This window comes from Sphingomonas sp. FW306-1B-B10E (genome assembly GCF_058782005.1).
The window spans coordinates 1-21,662 of the sequence record NZ_JBYSXG010000009.1 but is presented as its reverse complement, the minus strand read 5'-3'; the positions used below and the strand labels follow the sequence as shown (position 1 = coordinate 21,662).

General features: G+C 67.6%; 24 protein-coding genes. 16 read left to right on the top strand and 8 right to left on the bottom strand.

Going from position 1 to position 21,662, the window contains the following annotated elements:
- Window positions 1–14: 14 nt before the first annotated feature.
- From purH to AC3WJI_RS05235, 11 genes are all read left to right on the top strand, one after another.
- The gene (purH, locus tag AC3WJI_RS05285; RefSeq protein ID WP_492756203.1) at window positions 15–1,586 is read left to right on the top strand and encodes a bifunctional phosphoribosylaminoimidazolecarboxamide formyltransferase/IMP cyclohydrolase; all 1,572 of its coding nucleotides are present in this window, start codon (window positions 15–17) and stop codon (window positions 1,584–1,586) included.
- A 126-nt stretch (window positions 1,587–1,712) separates the two neighbouring features.
- Window positions 1,713–2,978 carry a 3-methyl-2-oxobutanoate dehydrogenase (2-methylpropanoyl-transferring) subunit alpha gene (locus AC3WJI_RS05280; RefSeq protein ID WP_492756202.1) on the top strand — a complete coding sequence of 422 codons (1,266 nt, stop codon included), beginning with the start codon at window positions 1,713–1,715 and terminating at the stop codon, window positions 2,976–2,978.
- Window positions 2,975–3,847 (top strand): serine aminopeptidase domain-containing protein, encoded by an 873-nt coding sequence (locus AC3WJI_RS05275; protein ID WP_492756201.1) that lies wholly within the window; start codon window positions 2,975–2,977, stop codon window positions 3,845–3,847. Before AC3WJI_RS05280 ends, AC3WJI_RS05275 begins: the two co-directional genes overlap by 4 nt.
- 12 nt (window positions 3,848–3,859) lie before the next feature.
- A complete protein-coding gene (locus tag AC3WJI_RS05270) occupies window positions 3,860–4,864 on the top strand; it encodes an alpha-ketoacid dehydrogenase subunit beta (RefSeq protein WP_492756300.1) in 1,005 nt (334 codons plus the stop codon).
- Window positions 4,865–4,869: 5 nt separating this feature from the next.
- Entirely contained in the window at window positions 4,870–6,204 is a 1,335-nt protein-coding gene (locus tag AC3WJI_RS05265) for a dihydrolipoamide acetyltransferase family protein (protein ID WP_492756200.1), read from the top strand.
- A gap of 1 nt (window position 6,205) precedes the next feature.
- The gene (locus tag AC3WJI_RS05260; protein ID WP_492756199.1) at window positions 6,206–6,508 is read left to right on the top strand and encodes a YciI-like protein; all 303 of its coding nucleotides are present in this window, start codon (window positions 6,206–6,208) and stop codon (window positions 6,506–6,508) included.
- A gap of 84 nt (window positions 6,509–6,592) precedes the next feature.
- Complete coding sequence (rarD, locus tag AC3WJI_RS05255; RefSeq protein WP_492756198.1) at window positions 6,593–7,504, top strand: EamA family transporter RarD; 912 nt, start codon at window positions 6,593–6,595, stop codon at window positions 7,502–7,504.
- Between the two features lie 32 nt (window positions 7,505–7,536).
- On the top strand, window positions 7,537–7,869 hold the full coding sequence (locus AC3WJI_RS05250) for an ArsR/SmtB family transcription factor (RefSeq protein ID WP_492756197.1): 333 nt from the start codon (window positions 7,537–7,539) through the stop codon (window positions 7,867–7,869).
- Window positions 7,866–8,273 carry a VOC family protein gene (locus AC3WJI_RS05245; protein WP_492756196.1) on the top strand — a complete coding sequence of 136 codons (408 nt, stop codon included), beginning with the start codon at window positions 7,866–7,868 and terminating at the stop codon, window positions 8,271–8,273. The genes AC3WJI_RS05250 and AC3WJI_RS05245 overlap by 4 nt, the downstream gene beginning before the upstream one ends.
- Window positions 8,270–8,713 carry an SRPBCC family protein gene (locus AC3WJI_RS05240; protein ID WP_492756195.1) on the top strand — a complete coding sequence of 148 codons (444 nt, stop codon included), beginning with the start codon at window positions 8,270–8,272 and terminating at the stop codon, window positions 8,711–8,713. The genes AC3WJI_RS05245 and AC3WJI_RS05240 overlap by 4 nt, the downstream gene beginning before the upstream one ends.
- Entirely contained in the window at window positions 8,706–9,245 is a 540-nt protein-coding gene (locus tag AC3WJI_RS05235) for an SRPBCC family protein (RefSeq protein WP_492756194.1), read from the top strand. Before AC3WJI_RS05240 ends, AC3WJI_RS05235 begins: the two co-directional genes overlap by 8 nt.
- Here AC3WJI_RS05235 and AC3WJI_RS05230 read toward each other — a convergent pair.
- From AC3WJI_RS05230 to AC3WJI_RS05205, 6 genes are all read right to left on the bottom strand, one after another.
- On the bottom strand, window positions 9,242–10,435 hold the full coding sequence (locus tag AC3WJI_RS05230; protein ID WP_492756193.1) for a thiolase family protein: 1,194 nt from the start codon (window positions 10,433–10,435) through the stop codon (window positions 9,242–9,244). The genes AC3WJI_RS05235 and AC3WJI_RS05230 overlap by 4 nt on opposite strands.
- A 67-nt stretch (window positions 10,436–10,502) precedes the next feature.
- Window positions 10,503–11,282, bottom strand: coding sequence for a crotonase/enoyl-CoA hydratase family protein (locus tag AC3WJI_RS05225; RefSeq protein WP_492756192.1), 780 nt, complete (start codon window positions 11,280–11,282; stop codon window positions 10,503–10,505).
- 45 nt (window positions 11,283–11,327) lie between these two features.
- Window positions 11,328–11,948, bottom strand: coding sequence for a winged helix-turn-helix domain-containing protein (locus AC3WJI_RS05220; protein WP_492756191.1), 621 nt, complete (start codon window positions 11,946–11,948; stop codon window positions 11,328–11,330).
- Window positions 11,949–11,996: 48 nt separating this feature from the next.
- Entirely contained in the window at window positions 11,997–12,887 is an 891-nt protein-coding gene (locus AC3WJI_RS05215) for a transposase (RefSeq protein ID WP_492756190.1), read from the bottom strand.
- Window positions 12,875–13,801, bottom strand: coding sequence for a hypothetical protein (locus AC3WJI_RS05210; RefSeq protein WP_492756189.1), 927 nt, complete (start codon window positions 13,799–13,801; stop codon window positions 12,875–12,877). Before AC3WJI_RS05210 ends, AC3WJI_RS05215 begins: the two co-directional genes overlap by 13 nt.
- Before the next feature lie 4 nt (window positions 13,802–13,805).
- The gene (locus AC3WJI_RS05205) at window positions 13,806–13,961 is read right to left on the bottom strand and encodes a hypothetical protein (protein ID WP_492756188.1); all 156 of its coding nucleotides are present in this window, start codon (window positions 13,959–13,961) and stop codon (window positions 13,806–13,808) included.
- A 115-nt stretch (window positions 13,962–14,076) separates the two neighbouring features.
- Between AC3WJI_RS05205 and AC3WJI_RS05200 the strand changes: the two genes are divergently transcribed.
- Together AC3WJI_RS05200 and AC3WJI_RS05195 are read left to right on the top strand one after the other, a co-directional pair.
- Entirely contained in the window at window positions 14,077–14,514 is a 438-nt protein-coding gene (locus tag AC3WJI_RS05200; protein WP_492756187.1) for a PaaI family thioesterase, read from the top strand.
- Complete coding sequence (locus tag AC3WJI_RS05195; RefSeq protein WP_492756186.1) at window positions 14,508–14,891, top strand: PaaI family thioesterase; 384 nt, start codon at window positions 14,508–14,510, stop codon at window positions 14,889–14,891. The genes AC3WJI_RS05200 and AC3WJI_RS05195 overlap by 7 nt, the downstream gene beginning before the upstream one ends.
- Here the strand turns inward: AC3WJI_RS05195 and AC3WJI_RS05190 are convergent.
- Window positions 14,888–16,066, bottom strand: a complete 1,179-nt coding sequence (locus AC3WJI_RS05190) for a PQQ-dependent sugar dehydrogenase (protein ID WP_492756185.1) — start codon at window positions 16,064–16,066, stop codon at window positions 14,888–14,890. The two genes, AC3WJI_RS05195 and AC3WJI_RS05190, sit on opposite strands and share 4 nt — an antisense overlap.
- A gap of 25 nt (window positions 16,067–16,091) precedes the next feature.
- Window positions 16,092–17,225 carry a PQQ-dependent sugar dehydrogenase gene (locus tag AC3WJI_RS05185; protein WP_492756184.1) on the bottom strand — a complete coding sequence of 378 codons (1,134 nt, stop codon included), beginning with the start codon at window positions 17,223–17,225 and terminating at the stop codon, window positions 16,092–16,094.
- Between the two features lie 178 nt (window positions 17,226–17,403).
- Here AC3WJI_RS05185 and AC3WJI_RS05180 point away from each other — a divergent pair, with 178 nt between their 5' ends.
- From AC3WJI_RS05180 to nusA, 3 genes are all read left to right on the top strand, one after another.
- On the top strand, window positions 17,404–19,293 hold the full coding sequence (locus AC3WJI_RS05180) for an alpha/beta hydrolase family protein (RefSeq protein ID WP_492756183.1): 1,890 nt from the start codon (window positions 17,404–17,406) through the stop codon (window positions 19,291–19,293).
- 126 nt (window positions 19,294–19,419) lie between these two features.
- On the top strand, window positions 19,420–19,962 hold the full coding sequence (gene rimP / locus AC3WJI_RS05175; protein WP_492756182.1) for a ribosome maturation protein RimP: 543 nt from the start codon (window positions 19,420–19,422) through the stop codon (window positions 19,960–19,962).
- A gap of 3 nt (window positions 19,963–19,965) precedes the next feature.
- Window positions 19,966–21,597, top strand: a complete 1,632-nt coding sequence (nusA, locus tag AC3WJI_RS05170) for a transcription termination factor NusA (RefSeq protein WP_492756181.1) — start codon at window positions 19,966–19,968, stop codon at window positions 21,595–21,597.
- Window positions 21,598–21,662: the final 65 nt, after the last annotated feature.

The window sequence follows — 21,662 nt, the reverse complement described above, 5'->3', positions numbered from 1 at the left end:
CCGTAGATGGGCGCATGGATCAGGTCAGCATCAAGCGCGCGCTTCTCTCGGTCTCGGACAAGACCGGGATCGTCGAACTCGGCCAGGCGCTCGCCGCCCAGGGCGTCGAATTGGTCTCCACCGGCGGGACCGCCAAAGCGCTGCGCGACGCCGGGCTCGACGTGCGCGACATCTCCGATCTCACCGGCTTTCCCGAGATGATGGACGGCCGGGTCAAGACGCTCCACCCCAAGGTCCATGGCGGGCTGCTCGCGGTGCGCGACAATCCCGAACATGTCGCGTCGATGCAGGAGCATGAAATCGGCGCGATCGACCTCGTCGTCGTCAATCTCTACCCCTTCGCGCAGACCGTCGCGCGTGGCGCGGAGCGCGACGAGATCATCGAGAATATCGATATCGGCGGCCCGTCAATGGTGCGCTCGGCCGCCAAGAACCACGATTCGGTCGCGATCCTCACCGATCCCGCCGATTATCCGCTCGTTCATGGCGGCAGCACGACGCTCGAGCAGCGGCGGAAATTCGCGGCCAAGGCCTATGCCGCCACCGCCGCCTATGACGCGGCGATCGCGGGCTGGTTCGCGCATGTCGATCAGGGCGAGCGCTTCCCCGATCGCGTCGCGGTGCCGATGATCAAGCAGGCCGAACTGCGCTACGGCGAGAACCCGCACCAGATCGCCGCGCTCTACACCCAGGCGGCAGGCGGCGTGAACGGCATTGCCCAGGCGCAGCAAGTCCAGGGCAAGGAGCTCAGCTACAACAATTACAACGACGCCGATGCCGCGCTTGAGCTGGTCAGCGAGTTTCGCGACGGCCCGCCGACGGTAGTGATCGTCAAGCACGCCAATCCGTGCGGCGTCGCGACCGGCGGTACGCTGATCGAGGCGTATCAGGCGGCATTCGCGTGCGACACCGTTTCGGCGTTCGGCGGGATCATTGCGGTCAACCGTCCGCTCGACGAAATCACCGCGGAGGCGATCTCGGGGATCTTCACCGAAGTCGTGGTAGCGCCGGACGCCGACGAAGCCGCGCGCGCGGTGTTCGCGCGCAAGAAGAACCTTCGGCTGCTTCTCACCGGCGAACTGCCCGATCCGGCGCGGCGCGGCCGGGCGATGAAGTCGATCGCGGGCGGTTTCCTGATCCAGTCGCGTGACAATGGCATGATCACCGAGGCCGATCTCAAGGTCGTTACCAAGCGCGCGCCGACTGCGCAGGAGCTGGCCGACTGCCGTTTCGCCTGGACCGTCGCCAAGCACGTCAAGTCGAACGCGATCGTCTATGCGCAGGGCGGCAGCACGGCGGGGATCGGCGCGGGCCAGATGAACCGCCTCGAATCGGCGCGGATCGCCGCGTGGAAGGCCAAGGATGCCGCCGACAAGGCCGGCTGGGCGCAGCCGCGCACGATCGGCTCGGCGGTTGCCTCGGACGCCTTCTTTCCCTTCGCTGACGGCCTGCTCGCGGCGGTCGAGGCGGGCGCCACCGCGGTGATCCAGCCGGGCGGATCGATCCGCGACGACGAGGTGATCGCGGCTGCCGACGCTGCCGGACTGGCGATGGTGTTCACCGGGATGCGGCATTTCCGCCATTGACCAGCCCGCGCGATCAGGTCAGCCCTGCTGACCTACTCGACAAGGCTTTTGAAATTTTATAACAAGCGTCCGGAAACCGAGTCCGTGCGTTCTCCGGAGCGATACGGTCCGTCATTCGGAGAGATCATGGACGCCCCGCGCGCCAATTTGCCGCCGCTGTCGCTGCACGTGCCGGAGCCGAGGTTCCGACCCGGCGACGAAGTCGATTTCAGTGCAGTCGATGTCCCGCCCGCGGGCTCCGCCCGCCGCCCGGACACTGCCGAGCCCGCCGCCAATTTTCAGGACCTGGCGTTCACGCTGGTCCGCGTGCTCGACGAATCGGGCCAGGCGGTCGGCCCGTGGAACCCGCGGCTCGATTCAGAGGCGCTGCGTAAGATGCTCCGCTCGATGGCGCTGGTTCGCGCGTTCGACGAGCGCATGTTCCGCGCGCAGCGCCAGGGCAAGACCAGCTTCTACATGAAGTCGACCGGCGAAGAGGCCGTCGCGGTGGCCGCGACGATGGCGCTTGCTGCCGACGACATGTGCTTCCCGTCCTACCGCCAGCAGGGCATCCTGATCACCCGCGGCTATCCGCTGATCACGATGATGAACCAGATCTATTCGAACAAGGGCGATCCGCTGCAGGGGCGCCAGTTGCCGATCATGTACTCGTCGAAGGAGTTCGGTTTCTTCTCGATCTCGGGCAATCTCGCGACGCAATATCCGCAGGCGGTCGGCTGGGCGATGGCGAGCGCGGCCAAGGGCGACACCCGCATCGCCGCGACCTGGTGCGGCGAGGGCAGCACCGCGGAGGGCGACTTCCATTCGGCGATGACCTTCGCGACGGTCTACAAGGCCCCCGTGATCCTGAACGTGGTCAACAACCAATGGGCAATCAGCAGCTTCTCGGGCTTTGCCGGCGCCGAGGCGACGACCTTCGCAGCGCGCGCGGTGGGCTATGGCATTGCCGGGCTGCGCGTTGACGGCAATGACGCGCTGGCGGTCTATGCCGCGACGCAATGGGCGGCCGAGCGCGCGCGGACCAATCAGGGCCCGACCCTGATCGAGCACTTCACCTATCGCGCCGAGGGCCATTCGACCTCGGATGATCCGACCGCCTATCGCAGCGCGGGCGAGCCCAACGCCTGGCCGCTCGGCGATCCGATCCGGCGGTTGAAGGAACACCTCATCGCGCTCGGCGAATGGGACGAAGAGCGCCATGCCGCACAAGACCTCGAACTCGCCGAAGAAGTGAAGCGCGCGCAGAAGGAAGCCGAGACCAACGGCATCCTCGGCCACGGCATGCACCAGCCGTTCGAGACGATGTTCGAGGGCGTGTTCGAAGAGATACCCTGGCACCTCAAGGAACAGCAGCAGCAGATGCTCGACGAACGCAAGGCGGCGGGAATATGACGATGCGTCTCGACCGCCGCACCCTGATCAAGGGTGCAGCCGCCTTGGGCGGGATCGCGCTGCTGCCTTCAGGGCTGCTCGCCGCTGACGAACATATGGTCGTCAGTGACGACATGCCGTTCACGGTGGGTACCCGCAGCACCCGGCTGACCATGGTGCGCCTCGAAGGCAAGGCCAAGCCCAAGGGCGTGGTGCTGTTCTCGACCGGCCATGGCTCATGGCCCGACCGCTATCAGCGGATCACGGCGATCCTCGCGCTGCAGGGCTATGTCGTTCTCGCGCCGCTGCATGTCGATTCGGTCAAATATCCCGACGCTGCAAAGTTCACGCGCGAGCAGAGCTTCCCCGAGCGGTTGGCGGACATGACGGCGGTGTCCGCTTTTGCCGCCAAGCGCTATCCGGGGCTGCCGGTGATCGCGGCGGGGCATAGTTTCGGCACGCTGATCGCGCTCTGCCTCGGCGGGGCGCTTCCCTATGTCGGGCAGTTGCGCAACCTGGCGGTGGAGGCGGTCCTCGGCTTCTCGACTCCGGGCAAGATTCCCGGGCTGATCCAGCCGAGCGCCTATCAGGCGTTGGCCGTGCCGACGATGATCGTGACCGGCACTGCCGATCGAGTCCCCGGGCTCGTCACCGATCCCGCCGACCATCTGTTCCCGATCGAAAGCGCGCCGGCGGGCGGTAAATATGCATTGGTGGTCGACGGGAGCGACCATGAGCTTGTCGCCGGTACCGCTGCCGGGTTCGATCATGTGCTCGAGCCGGTGCGGCTGTTCGTCCGCGGCTATGGGCTGCACGATGCCAAGGCGCGTGCCGCGCTGGCGGCGTGGAAGGCCGCGCCCGGCGACCGCTTCATCGCGCGGGAGGCCTGAGCCATGGCCCGCATGAACATGATCCAGGCGATCAATTCGGCGATGGACGTGATGATGGAGCGCGATCCCGACATCGTCGTCATGGGCGAGGATGTCGGCTATTTCGGCGGCGTGTTCCGCGCGACCGCCGGGCTCCAGGCCAAATACGGAAAGACCCGCGCCTTCGACACGCCCATCACCGAGATCGGCATCGTCGGCGTCGCGATCGGCATGGCCGCGTACGGCCTGCGCCCGGTTCCCGAAATCCAGTTTGCCGACTATATCTATCCCGCGCTCGACCAGCTCGTGTCCGAAGCGGCGCGGCTGCGCTATCGCTCGGCAGCGGACTTCACCGCGCCGATCACGGTGCGCTCGCCTTATGGCGGCGGCATCTTCGGCGGGCAGACGCACAGCCAGAGCCCCGAGGGCATCTTCACCCACGTCTCGGGCATCAAGACGGTGATCCCGTCGACACCCTACGACGCCAAGGGCCTGCTGATCGCCGCGATCGAGGACAATGACCCCGTTCTCTTCCTCGAGCCCAAGCGTATCTATAACGGCCCGTTCGACGGCCATTACGATCGCCCGTCGAAGAACTGGTCGGCGCATCCGGCGGGCGAAGTGCCCGAAGGGCATTACCGCGTCGATCTCGGCAAGGCGGCGACCGTGCGCGCGGGCGAGGCCGTGACGATCCTGTGCTACGGCACGATGGTCCATGTCGTCGCCAACACGATCGAGGAATTGGGTGTCGATGCCGAGATCATCGACCTGCGCACGCTCGTGCCGCTCGACATCCAGGCGATCGAGGCATCGGTGAAGAAGACCGGGCGCTGCATGATCGTCCACGAGGCGACGCGCACCTCGGGGTTCGGCGCCGAGCTGTCCGCGCTCGTCCAGGAGCGCTGCTTCTATCATCTCGAAGCCCCGATCGAGCGCGTCACCGGCTTCGACACGCCATATCCTCACAGCCTCGAATGGGCCTATTTCCCGGGTCCCGTGCGCATCGGCGAGGCGCTCAAGAAACTCCTGAAGGACTGACCGCGATGGCCCGCTTCACTTTCCGCCTGCCGGACATCGGCGAGGGCATCGCCGAGGCCGAGATCGTCGCCTGGCACGTGCGTGTCGGCGAGCGTGTCGAGGAGGACCAGCAGGTCGCCGACATGATGACGGACAAGGCGACCGTCGAGATGGAATCGCCCGTATCGGGCGTGGTGGTCGAACTCGCCGGCGAGGTCGGCGACCAGGTCGCGATCGGCTCGGCGCTGATGGTGGTCGAGACCGACGGCGACGTCGCCGAGCCGCCGGTGTCGGAGGAAGTCGAGGAACAGGTCGAGGCCGAGAATCCTGGGGTCGAAGAGGTAGTCAAGGAAACTCCCCTCCCTGCAAGGGATGGGCCGGGGGTGGGTGCGAGCGCAAGCGAGCCGGCAACGCCTGCGCAAGAAGCCGACGCCGGGGCATCGAGCCCCGCCGCCGGCAAACCCACCTCCAGCCCCTCCCTTGCAGGGAGGGGAGAAGAGAAGCACGTCCTCGCTTCCCCCGCGGTCCGCGCCCGCGCCAAGGACCTCGGCATCGATCTCGCTTCGGTAAAGGCCGAGGGTGACCGCCTGCGTCACTCCGATCTCGACGCCTATCTCCGCTACGGCAGTGCGCAGGGCTATCACGCCCCGCATGCCAGCCGCGCCCGCGAGGACGAGCCCGTCAAGGTCATCGGCATGCGCCGCCGCATCGCTGAGAACATGGCCGCGTCGAAGCGCGCGATCCCGCATTTCACTTATGTCGACGAGATCGACGTCACTGCGCTCGAGGCGACGCGCGGTGACCTCAACGCCAATCGCGGCGATCGTCCCAAGCTGACGATGCTGCCCTTCCTGATCGTCGCGATATGTCGGACGATCCCCGATTTCCCGATGATCAATGCGCGGTACGATGACGAGGCGGGGGTGGTCACGCGCCACGGCCGCGTCCATCTCGGCATGGCGGCGCAGACCGATGCCGGGCTGATGGTTCCGGTGATCCGCGATGCACAGGACAAGAATGTCTGGCAGCTCGCAGCCGAGATCGGTCGCCTCGCCGAAGCCGCGCGCACCGGCAAGGCGAAGTCGGAGGAGCTCAGCGGCTCGACGCTCACCATCACCTCGCTCGGCCCGCTCGGCGGCATCGCGACCACACCGGTGATCAACCGTCCCGAAGTCGCGATCATCGGCCCCAACAAGATCGTCGAGCGCCCGATCTTCCGCGGCGACGACATCGTCCGCGCGAAGCTGATGAACCTGTCGATCAGCTGCGACCACCGCGTCGTCGACGGCCATGACGCGGCGAGCTTCGTCCAGGCGCTGCGCAAGCTGCTCGAGACCCCGGTCCTGCTGTTCGCCGACTGAGATGGCGCACTTCCTGCTCCGCTACGCGCTCGCGCCCGACTATCTCGAACGCCGCCCGGCGTTTCGCGACGCGCATCTTGCGCTAGCCTGGGCAGCGGTCGCGCGCGGCGAGCTGCTGCTCGGCGGCGCGGTCGGCGATCCGGTCGAATCGGCGCTGCTGCTGTTTACCGACGGGGACGCGGCGCGCGCCTTTGCCGCTGCCGATCCCTACGTCGCCAATGGTCTTGTCCAGCGCTGGAGCGTGGCGCCTTGGGCGACGGTGGTCGGCACCGAGGCAGCGAGCCCGGTAAAGCCCGCGGGCTGAGACCATAACGGCGACGTAGCGGCGCTTGTCGCTCCCCAAGCGTGTTCTGCTTGCCGCATCGGCAACGAGCGGCGAAGGGGGGGCATGCGCAATTCGTCCCAGCCCGGCGCCGCGGGCCTGCTTTTCGGCGTCGCCGCCTATGCGCTGTGGGGCGTGCTGCCGCTCTATCTGCACCTGCTCAAGGCCGTGCCCGCGCTTCAGGTGCTCGCGCATCGCGTGCTCTGGTCGCTCGCATTGCTCGCGGTGCTGATCCTGGCGCTGCGTCGTGCGCGCGGGATCGTGACGGCAGCGCGCGGGCGTACCCTGCTGCTACTCGTCGGCAGCGCGGCGATGATCGCGATCAACTGGATCGTCTATATCTGGGCGGTCCAGAATGACCATGTCCTCGAAGCGAGCCTGGGCTATTTCATCAATCCGCTGGTCAATGTCGCGCTCGGCTTCGCATTTCTCGGCGAGCGGCTGCGGCGGCTCCAGACGGTCGCGATCGGTGTCGCGGCGTTGGGCGTGGTGCTGCTCGCCGCCAATGGCGGCGGTGCGCTTTGGATCTCGCTGCTGCTGGCGGCGAGCTTCGGACTGTACGGGCTGCTGCGCAAGGTCGCCGCGATCGATGCGCTGGGCGGGCTGACCGTCGAGACCCTGCTGCTGGCGCCGTTCAGCATCGCAGTATTGGTCCAGGCTAGCCAGGCGGGCACTGGCGCGTTCGGCCAGTCCGCGCATCTCGATCTGCTGCTCGCGCTGGCCGGTGTGGTCACCACCGCGCCATTGCTGCTGTTCGCCGCGGCGGCGCGGCGCCTGCCGCTCGCGACGCTCGGGCTGCTCCAATATATCGCTCCGTCGCTGCAATTCGCCGAGGCGGTGCTGCTGTTCGGCGAGGCGGTGCACACCGTCCATATCATCACCTTCACGCTGATCTGGATCGGTTGTGGCCTCTATGCCTTCGACGCGCTCCGTGCAGTACGCGCGGCGCCCAAGGATAATATTCAACCGAACGGTTGACTAAACGTCGATGCCACGTCACTTTCAACCATATGGTTGAACAACGACTCGACACCACCTTCCACGCGCTCGCCGATCCCACCCGGCGCGGCATGCTCGCTACGCTCGCGCGCGGCGAGAAGTCGATCGGCGAGCTGGCCGAACCCTTCGCGATGAGCTTCGCCGGCGCCGCCAAGCACGTGAAGGTGCTGGAGGGCGCCGGCCTCGTCGCGCGGCGCAAGGTCGGCCGCAATCAGCTCTGCCGGCTCAACGCCGGGCCGCTCGCCGAGGCCGACCAATGGCTCCGGCAATGGGAGCAGTTCTGGACGCTGCGGCTCGACCGGCTCGAGGCACTGATCGAGGCCGAGAAGGAGAAGGGTGTATGAGAATCACGCTGCTCAGCATCATCGTCGACGATCAGGCCAGGGCGCTTGCTTTCTACCGCGACACGCTCGGCTTCGTGCTCAAGGAGGACGTGCCCACCGGCCCGCCGGGCGCGCCGCACTGGATCACCCTCGCCGCGCCGGGCGATCCAGACGGCGCGCGCATCTCGCTCGAACCCAATTTCTTCCCGTTCGTGAAGACCTATCAGGCGGCGCTCAAGGACAATGGCGTGCCGCTCACCGCTTTCGCGGTCGAAGACCTGGCGGCCGAACACGCCCGGCTCTCCGCTGCGGGCGTGGCATTCAGGGCGCCGCCGAGTCCCCCCGCCGAGGCCATGCCGGCGATGGCGACCTTCGACGATACGGTCGGCAACTGGATCATGCTCTACGAGAAGCCCGACGCATGAGCGGGCCGATCCTCCGGGTCACTCGCGATTTCGCCGCACCGGCCGCGCGCGTCTTCGACGCCTGGCTCGATCCCGTCGATGCCACACGATTCCTCTTCGCTACGCCCGACGGCGAGATGATCCGCTGCGAGATCGATGCGCGCATCGGCGGCGGCTTCACGCTCACCGAGCGGCGCGCGGCAGGCGATGCCGAGCATCGCGGCCGCTATCTCGAGATCGAGCGTCCGCATCGCCTCGTCTTCCTGTTCGCGGCGACTCCCACCGCGGACGGCGAATGGATGCGCGTCACGGTCGAGATCGCCGAGACGCCCGGCGGCTGTACGCTCACCCTCACCCACGAAATGGACCCGCAATGGGCGGCCTATGAGGACCAGACCCGCAAGGGCTGGACGATGATCCTCGATAGTCTCGCCCGCATCCTGGAGAACGCAAATGGCTGATACGCTGCACGCAGACACGATCACCCCGCGGACGCTGCGCTTCGAGCGCGAGCTCGCCGCGCCCATCGAGACCGTCTGGCAGTATCTGATCGATTCTGAGCTGCGCGCGCGCTGGTTCATGGGCGGTCCGACTGAGCCGCGCGAAGGCGGCAAGCTCGGCATGACCTTCGCCCACGACAGCCTGTCCGACGAGCCCGTCGCCGCCCCCGAGCGCTATGCCGGCAATCAGGGCAAGGCGTGGTCCGAGACGATCACTCGGATCGAACCACCGCGGCTGCTCGCTTTCACCTGGAACGACGGGGATGCCGGCGAAGTGACGATCGAGCTCGCTTCGCTGGCCGCCGACCGCACCTTGCTCACTCTCACCCATGACGGGCTGCGCGGACCGGCCGACGCGAAGAATTTCGGCGGCGGCTGGGCGGCGCATCTCGCAGTGCTCGAGAAAAGGCTCGCGGGAAAGCACATCGCCAGCTTCTGGGCGCTGCACGCCCAGGCCGAGGCTGCTGCCGCCAAGGCGCTCGGGCTCGACTAGGGGATTTCGAACAGGCCGGCGGCGCCCATGCCGCCGGCGGTGCACATCGAGACGACGACGTGGCGCACCCCGCGCTTGCGTCCCTCGATCAGCGCATGGCCGACGAGCCGCGATCCGGTCATCCCGAACGGGTGACCGATCGCGATCGCGCCGCCATTGACGTTGAGCCGGTCGGGGTCGATGCCGAGGGTGTCGCGGCAATAGACGCATTGGCTGGCGAACGCCTCGTTGATTTCCCACAAGCCGATGTCCGCGACGCTGAGCCCGGCGCGCGCGAGCAATTTGGGCACGGCGAAGACCGGGCCGATCCCCATCTCGTCGGGTTCGCAGCCGGCGACCTGGAAGCCGCGATAGATACCGAGGATTTCCCTGCCTTCGGCCTCGGCGGTCGCGCGGTCCATCAGGATCTGCGCGGCGGCACCGTCGGAAAGCTGGCTGGCATTGCCCGCAGTAACGTTGCGACCCTCCCGCACGAAATCGCCGTCCCTCCACACCGTCTTGAGCCCGGCGAGCGCCTCGGCGGTGGTGCCCGGCCGGATGCCTTCGTCCTGGGTGACGGTCACCCTCTCGCTGCCGATGCGGTTGCCCTGCTTGTCGAACAGCGCCTTGTCGACGGTGATCGGCACGACCTCCTCGGCAAAGGCACCCTTCTCCAGCCCGGCGGCGGCGCGCCGCTGGCTCTCGGCGGCGAAGGCATCCTGCGCTTCGCGGCTGATGCCATAGCGCTCGGCGACGATCTCGGCGGTTTCGATCATCGGGATATATGCCGCGGGCACCTGCTCGACCACCGAGCGGTTCACCACGCGCGGCGCGTTCGTCATCGTGAGGCTGATCGATTCCATCCCGCCGGCAAGCGCGACATCGATCTCGTCGGTCATGATCGATCGCGCCGCGAGGGCGATCGCCGTCAGCCCCGAGCCGCATTTGCGATCGAGGCTGAAGGCCGGGACGCTGTGCGGGATGCCGGCGGCGAACAGCGCCAGCCGCGCCATGTTGCCGCCCTGCGTGCCCCATTGGTTGCCCATGCCGTAGAAGACATCGTCTATACGCGTCGGATCGATTTCGGCACGCGCGATCGCTGCATTCATCACATGCGCGGCTAGAACCGGCGCTTCGGTATCGTTGAAATAGCCGCGTCCGGCCTTGCCCACGCCGGTGCGCGCGGTGGAAACGATGACAGCCTCTCGCATCGTGCGACTCGCTTTTCGAGTTTCGGGTATGCGATCGGTCTAAAGGCGCTGCCCTCGATTGCAAGACTCAGTCGGTGAAGTTCGGCGCGCGCTTCTGCATGTTGGCCATCACCGCCTCGATCTGGTTGGGCGTGCGCAGCAATGCGGCCTGCTCGCGGCTCTCGGCGTCTAGGATCGCGGCGGCATCGCCCTCGAGCCCCGCCAGCCTTTTGGCCGCGCGAATCGCGTCCGGGTTGCGGCCGGCGATCGCTCGCGCCAGCGTCATCGCTTCGGCGTGGGGGTCGGCGGCGATTCGCGTGACGAAGCCGAGCGCCTGGGCCTGCTCCGCCCCGAATTCGCGCGCGGTATAGACCAGCTCGCGCAGCACATCGTCGCGCACGCTCCCGCGCCACAGCGCAAAGCCGGCCATGTCGGGAACGATTCCCCATTTCATTTCCATCACCGATATCCGCGTGTCCGGGGCGGCGATCCGCACATCGGCGCCGCTGGCGATCTGCAGCCCGCCGCCGAATGCGACGCCGTGCATCGCTGCGATCACCGGCACCGCCAGCGTCCGCCACCCCCAGGCGACCTGCTGAAAGTCATTGGCGAGACCATGAGTCCGCGCCGCCAGGTCCACGCCCGAGCCGGCACTCGCCATGCTCGCCATGTCGAGCCCGGCGCAAAAGCCGCGCCCTTCGCCCGACAGCACTACCGCGCGCAGTCTCGGCATATCCTTCAACTGGGCGACAGCCTCGATCAGCCCCGAAAACATCGCCGGATCGAGTGCATTGAGCTTGTCGGGCCGGGCCAGCCGGACCTGGGCGATGTGGTCCTCGAATGTGACGGTAACGCGCTGCTCGGTCATCTCGGCTCCTCTTTAAGGGCATGGTAGGGCAAAGCCGCGGCGCGGTCAGCCGGTAAGCCTGTATCCGCGGTTCTTGTCGGTGAGCAGCATCGGCACCGCAAAGTCGCGATCGAGCTTGGCACGAAGCCGCGAGATATGGACTTCGACGACATTGGTCCCTGGATCGAACGGCAGGCCCCACACCGCCGCGAGCAATTCCTCGCGTCCGACGCAGCGTCCTGCCGATCGCGCGAGGTGCAGCAGCAGCCCATATTCGCGCGGCAGCAGCCGCAACGGGCGGCCGTCGCGCTCGACGCGCCGCTCGACGGTGTCGATGCGCAAGCCGCCCACCGCTATGACCGGGGCGCAGCAGCGCATCCGTGCCGCGAGCCGCGCGGCGATCTCGCCCGCCGATGCCGAGTGCGCGACCGCGTCGTCCGCCCCGGCGTCGAGCGCGCCAGCGACACTAGCACCGGGAAGCACGAGCAACAGGGTCCCGCGCCACCCCTGCGCTCGCAGCCGCGCCACACAGGCGGCTGGATCGCGGCCCTCGAGCCCCACAACCGCTGCTTGCGCGCCGCTCTCGGCCAGCGCCGCGGACGTCACCGCGACGATCGCCAGCCCGCGCGCGCCGGCGGCTTCCTTCAGCTTCGGAATGTGGAGCGCGCATGCGACGAGTCCGGCCACTGCGCCAGCCTAGCGCGCAATCCTCCGGATCGGATCAAAACATCTCCGTTACGGAGCAACTCGTGCCGCCAGCCGGGCGCGGGCATGTGCCGCAACATAGCGGCTCGGCGCGCCTGCCGCCGTTTCGAGCAGTGCAACGGCCTCGCCGGGCCGTGCTGAGACGAGCGCATCGAGCGCGGTCACGCGCATCCGCTCGCATGGATGCTGCCGGGCGAAGGCCGCCGCGAGGTCGGCGCCATTGGCAAGGTGCACCGCGACCGCGAGCAGGGCCTCGGCGCCGGTACAGGTCAGCCCCTCGGCAATCACCCCGCGGCCGATGTCGAAGCGATATTGGTCGAGCCAGGGCTGGGCCGGGTCGGCGCCGAGGATGTTGAGGGTGACGGAGAACGCATCGGGGGGCAGCTGGACATGGATGTCGCGCCGCATTCGGTAGAGCATCAATTGACCCGGCGCGAGGCGCGCGCGCTCGACGAAACGCAGTTGCGCATCCTCGCCCGGCACGCCGGCTAGCGCGTCGACATCATATTCAAAATAATCGCTCCAATAGCCGGGACCGAGATAGCCATAGGTCAGGAACGGGAAATTATGGTCATGCGGCAGGTCGTAATAGAATGCCGCCGGGCCGCTGGCGCGCACCAGCGGGTCCGTGCGCGCCGGCCAGAAATTGGCACGCAGCACGGTGCGCGCATCGGGGGGGCGCAACAGGAAGACCTGCGCGCCATAGCCATTGGCGCGGTGCTGGCCGGCACAGCGGCCCTTGAGCTCGTCGATCGCCAGCTCGGCGAGGAAGTCGCGATTGCGTCCCAGGCGGGCGAGCAACGGGCCCAATGCGGCGAAGCTGTCCTCGTCGCGCGCGTCGAAGTCCGCGACGGCAAGCGCGTCGACCAGTTCGTCAAGCCCGATCGGCGCGCCCGCGCCCGGATCGATCAGCCGCGGCATCGCGCGTCCGCCAGCCGTGCCTCGACGAGCGGCAGCATGGATGCCGCGGCGGTGCGGACTTCGTCGCTGGCATCGGCCGTGGCCATGGCGGCGAGCCGCGGTGCGGCGCCGGCGGCATCGAGCGCCAGCCATTCGCGCATTGCCGCCCAGCGCAGGTGGAAGTCCGGCGCATACGTTGCCTCTTCGAAACAGGCACGCGCATCCGCCCGGCCGGCTTCGCGCAGGAAGCGCAGCAGCATCGCGGTGCGCGACGGCCGGTCGTCGGCATCGGCGACGCGCACCAGCGCGCCGCTCTCGCGATCATATTCGCGCAGTAACGGCCCGGCGCCAGCGCGGATCGTCGCGACGAGCGTGACGACGTCGCGCGTCGCGTCGCAGAGCAGCTTGGCCTCGGTCCTCCCATCGCAGCGATAGACCGCGCCGTCATCGAGCATCCGCGAGCCGGCAGCCCGGGCGATGCTACCGCCCTTGGCGGGGGCCAGGCGCCAGCAATGTAGTCGTGCGTCGCCCGCCCTCACCACGCGTATCACTGCGATCCTGCCGGTAAGGACGATCGTCCGCGGCAATGCCATAGCCTCCGCATTGGTCACCCGCGCGGCGATCGACACCATCGGGCCATCGAACAGCACGATGCCGACGCGCCGCGCATCGCGTTGAAACTTGAGCGCGGGCTCGAACAGCGGATCCGCGTCGAGCGCTACCACCAGCGGCGCGAGCAACGCCGCGGCCCAGCCGGCGTCGGCGAGAAGCGCTTCCGCGCAGTCGGCTACGCGCTCGGGACTCTCCGCGCATTCGGCGAACTTCGTTGCGGTCGCTCGATAGGCGGCACCTTCGCGCCATTCTTGCATCGTCGCGGCAGACCGCGGACGCGCGCGCAGGATCGCGGCGCGCGTCGCATCGGATAGGGAGGGCATCGGGTTAGCGGGGGGCCATCTCGTAGATCAGCACTGCGATCCCGACGAGCATTTCGAAGAGATCGTCGATCCCCGTTTCCTCGGTCCGCACCGCGCCGTGCATCGCCACGCGCGTTTCCAATTCGACGATCTCGGCCGGATCGATCTGCACCAGCTTCATCTGCGCCCCTCCCTGCGAGTCGTGGCAGCTTAGGACTGAGGTGCCATGCGGCGCACGTTACATCGCTGTAATGTGAGGGTTTGCGTGCCCCGGCGCGCCGCGCTAGGCCGCGGCGATGACCGACGGCGCCAGCGGCTTCGATCCCAAATTGCTGTTCGGCGGCCGCTTCGGCGGGCATGGCGGCAGGCTGGGCATCGTCTATCACGATCACGGCGACGACTGGGCCGAATTGGCGCTGCCCTATCACGCCGATCTGATCGGCGACGAGAGCAATGGCGTCATCGCCTCCGGGCCGATCCTCGCCTTGATGGACATGGCGACCAGCGTCGGCGTGTGGCGCAAGCTCGACGCGTTCAAGGGCCATGCGACGCTCGATCTCCGCATCGATTATCTGCGCCCGGCGCGCCCTGGCCGCACGGTGATCGGCCGCGGCGAATGCTATCGCATCACGCGCTCGATCGCCTTTGTCCGCGGCCAGGCGCATGACGGCGATCCGGACGATCCGCTCGCGCATGTCGCGGGGACGTTCATGGCGGTGGAGGGCTATTGGTGATCCCCTATGCCCGCTTGCTCGGGCTCGAGATCGAGCCGGGCGAGACCGCACCGACCTTCGTCATGCCCTTCGCGGTCGACGTCGTCGGACGCCCGAGCTTCCTGCACGGCGGCGCGATCGGCGGACTGCTCGAGATGGCGGCGGTCGGCGCGCTCAAACAGGCGCTTGCCGACGAAGGTGAGGTGCGGATCAAGCCGATCAACCTGACCGTGGATTACATGCGCGGCGGGCGCGACAAGCCGACCCGCGCGCGCGGCACCGTCACGCGGCTCGGAACGCGGGTCGCCAATGTCGAAGCCGTGGCGTGGCAGGACGATCCCGGACGGCCGATCGCCGCCGCGCGGATCAACTATCTGATCGTGCGGGCGGACCCTTAGCCCGGGGTCAGCTTGATCAGGCGCCCGTTCGCGGCATCCTCGAGCACCCAGATCGCGCCGTCCGGGCCCTGCTCGACTTCGCGAATGCGCTGGCCGAGCGCGATTCGCTGCGCCTCGGCACCGGCGGTCGCCGTGAACCGCACGCGCACCAGCCCCTGGCTGACCATTCCGGCGATGATCGCATCGCCTTGCCACGCGCCGAACAGCGTGCCGCCGTAAAGGATCATCCCGCCCGGCGCGATCACCGGGCTCCAGGATACGAACGGCGCGGCATAGCCGTCGCCCGGGCTATGATCGGGAATGTTGCTGCCGTCGTAATTGTTGCCGTTCGATACGTTGGGCCAGCCGTAATTCTGCCCTGCGACGATCAGGTTGAACTCGTCGCCGCCCGACGGGCCCATCTCGTGCTCCCACAGCCGCCCGGCCGGATCGAATGCCAGGCCGTAGGGATTGCGGTGGCCGAGGGTCCAGATCTCGGGCTTGGCGCCGGCGGTCGTGGCGAACGGATTGCCCGCGGGTACGGTGCCGTCGTCGTTCAGCCGGACGATCTTGCCGATCGTCGTGCTCTTGTCCTGGACCAGTCCGATCGCGCGCCGGTCTCCGGCGGTGACGAACAGCTTGCCGTCGGGCGCGAACGCCATGCGCCCGCCATATTGACCGGTGTCGGAGACCTTGGGCGTCTGGCGCCAGATCACCGTGGTGCCGGTGAGCCGGGCGCCCGATGCGTCCTCGGTCAGCGTGCCGCGCGCGACCGCCAGCCCTGCGCCGCCGGCACCGGGCTCGGCGAAGCTCAGATAGACGAGCTTGTTGCTCGCGAAATTGGGATGGAGCGCGACATCGAGCAGCCCGCCTTGTTCGGCATAGGCGACCGTCGGCACGCCGCCGAGCGTCGGTGATTTGGTGCCGTCCTGCGTGACGAGGCGCAACGTCCCCGGCTTTTCGGTGACCAGCAGCCGGCCATCGGGCAGGAACACCATCGCCCAGGGCCAGGAGAAGCTCGCTACGCTCGTCGAGCGGACCGAGGTGATCGGCGTCGGCGTGGGGCTCGGACTAGGCGACGGAGAGGGCGAAGGCGACGGACTGGGCGTCGGCGTGACCACGCTGCCGCCACCGCCGCCATTGCACGCGGCCAGCACCATCGCCGCGCCCGCCAGCAAGAGCGCACATCGCATCATACGCACCTCCCGCCGGCACTGTTGCTCAGCCGGCAGGTATCAAACGCAGCAAACGCCCCTGGGAGCCATCGCCGCCATCCTCGAGCAGCCAGATCGCGCCGTCGGGGCCCTGCTCGACTTCGCGGATGCGCGCGCCCATCGGCCATTGATCGCCCTTGGCGGCGCTGGTGCCGTTGACGTCGACCCGCACCAGCGACTTGCTCGAAAGCCCGCCAATGAAGATGTCGCCCTGCCACTGGGGGAACAGCTTGCCCGAATAGACCATCAGCCCGCCCGGGCTGATCACCGGATTCCACCACACCTTGGGCGGCTCGAAGCCGTCGCCCGGTGCATGATCGGGGATGTCGCGCCCGTCATAATGGCTGCCATTGGATGCCTTGGGCCAACCGTAGTTGCGGTCCGGCTGGATCAGATTGACTTCGTCACCGCCCTTGGGGCCCATCTCCTGCTCCCACAGATTGCCCTTGGCGTCGAAGGCGATGCCGAGCAGGTTGCGATGGCCGTACGACCAGATCGCGGGATTGAAGCCCTTCGCTGCCAGCGGGTTGCCGGGCGCCGGCTTGCCGTCGAGCGTCAGCCGCAGCACCTTGCCCAGCGTCGCCTTGGGATCCTGGGCGGGATCGAATTTCTGGCGCTCGCCATTGGTGAAGAACAGATATTTGCCGTCGGGCGAGAAAGCGATCCGGCCCGAGAAATGGCCGTCGCCCGAAACGTAAGGCGAGGCGCGGAAGATCACCTCCACCTTGTCGAGGCGCTCGGCGTTCAACGTGCCGCGCGCCAGGGCGACGCCCTTCAGGCCCTCCGCATTGGCTTCGGAAAAGCTGAAATAGACCAGCCGGTTCTGCGCGAATTTCGGGTGGAGCACGACGTCCATGAGCCCGCCCTGTCCCGCGCTCGACACCGGCAGCGTTCCGGACACCGGCGTCTTGGTCTTGCCGTCGGCGGAGACGTGGAGCAGCGTCCCCGCCTTTTCGGTGACCAGCATCGATCCGTCGGGCAGGAAGGTCATCGCCCAGGGCGCGTCGAAATCGGCGACCGGCGTCACCTGGAACGGCAAGGCGGCGGCCGGCGCCGCATGTTCCTGCGCGACGGCCCCCGATTGCGGATTGCAGGCAGCGAGCAGCGCCGCGGCCGGCAGGATCAGTCTGGTCTTACGCATCGGTAGCGCCCCTCGCAGTTTAATCGTGCAACGCGCATCCGACAGTTGGGCTCCGCTGTCGAGGCGTAAGCCGAGCTCATTTCAGTACCGTATCAAATAGTTGCGGGAATGTCCTGACTTGCGCAATTTTATTCCATGAAGCATGCTGCACTTGCTAACGAACGCGGGGGCGGATCGTATGATGTGGCGGGTGGTGCGCCGCGCCGTGCTGGCGCTGGCTTGGGTTCAGACGAGTGTGGCATGTGCGACGCCGGCAACGCCAGCGCTGCCGGAAGACGCTGCAGCCTATTTCGCGCCGCCCGCGATCGCCGACGCGGCATTGTCGTCCGACGGGCAGCGCATCGCGGCGCGCGCATTGGTCGATGGCCGGGCGCGGCTCGTCGTCTATGATTTTTCGCATGGGGCGCCCGCGCGTCATCCGATCGCGCTCCCCGAAGACGAGCGGCTCGAATGGCATGGCTGGCTCGGCCCGCGGCGGCTGCTCGTCAGCCTTTCGCGGCAGAGCGGTGCGCCGAGCACGCGCTTCGTCACGATCGATTTGGATAGCGGCACGCTCCGGCAGGTCGCCGCGGCGCGTCCCGCCGAGGCCGGCGACGAGGTCCTTCACATCGCCGCCGACGGCAGCTTCCTGCTGCTCAAGTCGGCGGTGCCCGGCCATCCTACGCCGGGGGTCTACCGCCTTGATCTCGCTACCGGCGCCATCCGCCTCGCGGTCGCGCCGCAGGACCATGTCTGGGACTGGTATGCCGATTCGGCCGGCGTCGTCCGCGCCGGCGTCGCGATGCAGGGCAAGCGCTCATGGCTGCTCTATCGCAAGAGCGAGCACGACGCGTTCAGCCGCTCGATGCGCGCCGCGGGCGATATCGGCGCGGGCACCGATCGCTTCGTGCCGATCCGCGGCGCCGATCGCGGCTATGCGCTCGCCCAGACCGCCGCGGGCCGGGTCGGGCTCTATGCCTATGATTTCGGCAATGGACGCCTCGGCGCATTGCTCTACGCCGATCCCCAGGTCGATCTGGAAGGTTTCCAGACCGACGCCGACGGGCGTTTGCTCGGCGTTGACGCGTCGGGCCAGCCCGCCACGCACTGGCTCGATCCGGCGATGGCGCAGCGCCAGGCGGGGATCGACTCGGCGCTGCCGGGGCGGAGCAACCGCGTGATCGCATCGAAGGCGGGCCGGTCGCTGATCTTCAGCGAATCGGCCGCCGATCCCGGCGCCTTCTATCTCTATGCGCAAGGCCAGGCGGTCCTGGTCGCGGCGGTCAGCCCGGCGCTCGCGGTGCGGAGCGGCGCCGAGATGAAGCCGGTCCGCTACCGCGCCCGCGACGGACTCGAGATCAGCGGCTATCTCACTTTGCCGGCCGGGCGCGAGGCCAAGGGCCTGCCGCTCATCGTCATGCCGCATGGCGGCCCCTATGCGCGCGACGATTGGGGCTATGATCCCTGGGTCCAGTATCTCGCCGATCGCGGCTATGCGGTGCTCCAGCCCAATTATCGCGGCTCGACCGGCTTCGGTCGCGCCTTTGTCGACAAGGGCGACGGGCAATGGGGCCGGGGAATGCAGGACGATGTCGATGACGGTGTCGACTGGCTCGCCGCGCAGGGCGTCGCCGATCCGCGCCGCGTGTGCATCATGGGCGCATCCTATGGCGGCTATGCGGCGATGTGGGCGGCGACGCAGCCTTCGGCGCGCTATCGCTGCGCGATCAGCTTCGCCGGCATCTCCGATGTCGCCGCGCAGCTCGATTACGACCACAAGACCTTCGAGGAGCGCGACTATCGCGCGTGGAAGCGCCGCATCCAGGGCGATGCGCCGTCGCTCGACGCGCTGTCGCCGATCGCCCGGGTCGCGGCGCTGCACCTGCCGATCCTGATCGCGCACGGCACCGCCGACGAGACCGTGCCCGGCGACCAGTCGGCCCGTCTCCACGCCGCGCTGACTCGGCTCGGCCGGGCGCACGATTATGTCGCCTATCCGGGACAGGGCCACACGCTGGAGGGTCCGGCGGACAATGCCGATTTCCTGGCGCGCGTCGGAAAATTTCTCGCGGCGCACAACCCGGCCTAGCCCCACTTGCCTGCGCGCCACCGAGCGCGTATATCGCACGTGCTTTCTCGACATCGTCACACATGCCGAGGTCGGGGCCCGCAGGGCTCCGGCGCTGAAGCTGCTTATCTGATTGCCGGAGACAGAATGGCGGACATCGCCGCATTGACCAGCCTGATCGAACCCGAAGCCAAGGCGCTCGGGCTCGAACTCGTGCGCGTCAAGATGTTCGGCGGCAAGTCCGATCCGACGCTGCAGATCATGGCCGAGCGTCCGGATACCCGCCAGCTGACGATTGACGACTGCGCCGATCTGTCGCGCCGCATCTCGGATCGGCTCGACGCACTCGAGGCCGAGGGACGCGATCCGATCGATCACGCCTATCGGCTCGAGGTGAGCTCGCCGGGGATCGACCGTCCGCTCACCCGCCTGCAGGACTATCAGGACTGGGCCGGGCACGAGGCGCGGATCAATCTCGCCGAGAAGCTGGACGGGCGTAAGCAGTTCAAGGGCGACTTGACCGGCGTCGAAGGAACCGCCGTCGGGATCACCGACGCGCAGGGCGTGCAGTATTCGGTGCCGTTCGACCTGATCGAGGATGCCAAACTGACGATGACCGACAGGATCATCGCCGCAACCGCGCCGCTCTCCACCGAGGGCGCCGAAGAAATCATCGAAGTAGAAGGGTAAGCCATGGCCACTGCCGTTACCGCCAACCGGGCCGAGCTGATCGCGATCGCCGATTCGGTCGCCAAGGAAAAGCTGATCGACCGCGCGATCGTCATCGAGGCGATGGAGGATGCGATCCAGCGCGCCGCCAAGAACCGCTATGGCAGCGAGAACGACATTCGCGCCAAGCTCGACCCGAACACCGGCGACCTTCGCCTGTGGCGCGTCGTCGAAGTGGTCGAGCAGGTCGACGATTATTTCAAGCAGGTCGATCTCAAGGGCGCGCAGAAGCTCCAGAAGGATGCGAGCATCGGCGACTTCATCGTCGATCCGCTGCCCCCGATCGAGTTCGGCCGCATCCAGGCCCAGGCCTCGAAGCAGATCATCTTCCAGAAGGTCCGCGACGCCGAGCGCGAGCGCCAGCACGAAGAGTTCAAGGATCGCATGGGTGAGATCATCACCGGCGTGGTCAAGCGCGTCGAGTTCGGCCATGTCGTCGTCGATCTCGGCCGCGCCGAGGGCGTGATCCGCCGCGACGCGCAGATCCCGCGCGAAGTCGTCCGCGTCGGCGATCGCGTCCGCTCGATCATCCTCAACGTCCGCCGTGAGAACCGGGGCCCGCAGATTTTCCTCAGCCGCGCGCACCCCGACTTCATGAAGAAGCTGTTCGCGCAGGAAGTGCCGGAGATCTACGACGGCATCATCGAGATCAAGGCCGCCGCCCGCGACCCCGGCTCGCGCGCCAAGATTGGCGTCATTTCGCACGACTCGTCGATCGATCCGGTCGGCGCCTGTGTCGGCATGAAGGGCAGTCGCGTCCAGGCGGTCGTCCAGGAAATGCAGGGCGAGAAGATCGACATCATCCCCTGGTCGCCCGACACCGCGACCTTCGTCGTCAACGCGCTCCAGCCGGCCAATGTCAGCCGCGTCGTGATCGACGAGGAGGACGACCGCATCGAAGTCGTCGTCCCCGACGATCAGCTCAGCCTCGCGATCGGCCGCCGCGGCCAGAATGTTCGCCTCGCCTCGCAGCTCACCGGCAAGGCGATCGACATCCTCACCGAGGCCGATGCCAGCGAGAAGCGCCAGAAGGAGTTCGTCCAGAATTCCGAGCTGTTCCAGAATGAGCTCGACGTCGACGAGACGCTCGCCCAGCTGCTCGTCGCCGAGGGCTTCGGCAGCCTCGAAGAGGTCGCCTATGTCGAGCTCGACGAGATCGCCAGCATCGAAGGCTTCGACGAGGAGCTCGGCCAGGAGCTGCAGAGCCGCGCGCAGGAAGCGCTCGATCGCCGCGAGGAAGCCAATCGCCAGCTGCGCCGCGAGCTCGGCGTCGAGGACGATCTCGCGACGATGCCGTACATGACCGAGGCGATGCTGGTCACGCTCGGCAAGGCCGGGATCAAGACGCTCGACGACCTCGCCGATCTCGCCACCGACGAACTGGTCCAGAAGAAGCGTCAGGAGCCGCGCCGTCGCGCCGAGAACGCCAAGACCTCGGAGCGTGCCGAGGACAAGGGCGGAATTCTTGCCGAATATGGTCTGACCGACGATCAGGGCAACGAGATCATCATGGCCGCCCGCGCGCATTGGTTCGCGGACGAGGAAGAGCCGGCGACCGCCGGTGCGGAGGACGCTGTTGCGGAATCCGAGCAATGATACCGCGCCGGTAACGATCGGGCTGCCTTTCCTTAGCCCCTCCCCTTCAGGGGAGGGGTTGGGGT

Bases quoted from the DNA above. Each gene is read 5' to 3' on its own strand.
- AC3WJI_RS05275 (WP_492756201.1), top strand. From the start codon at position 2,975: ATGACGATGCGTCTCGACCGCCGCACCCTGATCAAGGGTGCAGCCGCC.
- rarD (WP_492756198.1), top strand. From the start codon at position 6,593: ATGCGCAATTCGTCCCAGCCCGGCGCCGCGGGCCTGCTTTTCGGCGTC.
- AC3WJI_RS05205 (WP_492756188.1), bottom strand. From the start codon at position 13,961: ATGAAGCTGGTGCAGATCGATCCGGCCGAGATCGTCGAATTGGAAACG.
- AC3WJI_RS05210 (WP_492756189.1), bottom strand. From the start codon at position 13,801: ATGCCCTCCCTATCCGATGCGACGCGCGCCGCGATCCTGCGCGCGCGT.
- AC3WJI_RS05190 (WP_492756185.1), bottom strand. From the start codon at position 16,066: ATGATGCGATGTGCGCTCTTGCTGGCGGGCGCGGCGATGGTGCTGGCC.
- AC3WJI_RS05215 (WP_492756190.1), bottom strand. From the start codon at position 12,887: ATGCCGCGGCTGATCGATCCGGGCGCGGGCGCGCCGATCGGGCTTGAC.
- rimP (WP_492756182.1), top strand. From the start codon at position 19,420: ATGGCGGACATCGCCGCATTGACCAGCCTGATCGAACCCGAAGCCAAG.
- AC3WJI_RS05235 (WP_492756194.1), top strand. From the start codon at position 8,706: ATGGCTGATACGCTGCACGCAGACACGATCACCCCGCGGACGCTGCGC.
- AC3WJI_RS05280 (WP_492756202.1), top strand. From the start codon at position 1,713: ATGGACGCCCCGCGCGCCAATTTGCCGCCGCTGTCGCTGCACGTGCCG.
- AC3WJI_RS05240 (WP_492756195.1), top strand. From the start codon at position 8,270: ATGAGCGGGCCGATCCTCCGGGTCACTCGCGATTTCGCCGCACCGGCC.
- AC3WJI_RS05245 (WP_492756196.1), top strand. From the start codon at position 7,866: ATGAGAATCACGCTGCTCAGCATCATCGTCGACGATCAGGCCAGGGCG.
- AC3WJI_RS05225 (WP_492756192.1), bottom strand. From the start codon at position 11,282: ATGACCGAGCAGCGCGTTACCGTCACATTCGAGGACCACATCGCCCAG.
- AC3WJI_RS05270 (WP_492756300.1), top strand. From the start codon at position 3,860: ATGAACATGATCCAGGCGATCAATTCGGCGATGGACGTGATGATGGAG.
- nusA (WP_492756181.1), top strand. From the start codon at position 19,966: ATGGCCACTGCCGTTACCGCCAACCGGGCCGAGCTGATCGCGATCGCC.
- AC3WJI_RS05200 (WP_492756187.1), top strand. From the start codon at position 14,077: ATGACCGACGGCGCCAGCGGCTTCGATCCCAAATTGCTGTTCGGCGGC.
- AC3WJI_RS05185 (WP_492756184.1), bottom strand. From the start codon at position 17,225: ATGCGTAAGACCAGACTGATCCTGCCGGCCGCGGCGCTGCTCGCTGCC.
- purH (WP_492756203.1), top strand. From the start codon at position 15: ATGGATCAGGTCAGCATCAAGCGCGCGCTTCTCTCGGTCTCGGACAAG.
- AC3WJI_RS05265 (WP_492756200.1), top strand. From the start codon at position 4,870: ATGGCCCGCTTCACTTTCCGCCTGCCGGACATCGGCGAGGGCATCGCC.
- AC3WJI_RS05250 (WP_492756197.1), top strand. From the start codon at position 7,537: ATGGTTGAACAACGACTCGACACCACCTTCCACGCGCTCGCCGATCCC.
- AC3WJI_RS05260 (WP_492756199.1), top strand. From the start codon at position 6,206: ATGGCGCACTTCCTGCTCCGCTACGCGCTCGCGCCCGACTATCTCGAA.
- AC3WJI_RS05180 (WP_492756183.1), top strand. From the start codon at position 17,404: ATGATGTGGCGGGTGGTGCGCCGCGCCGTGCTGGCGCTGGCTTGGGTT.
- AC3WJI_RS05230 (WP_492756193.1), bottom strand. From the start codon at position 10,435: ATGCGAGAGGCTGTCATCGTTTCCACCGCGCGCACCGGCGTGGGCAAG.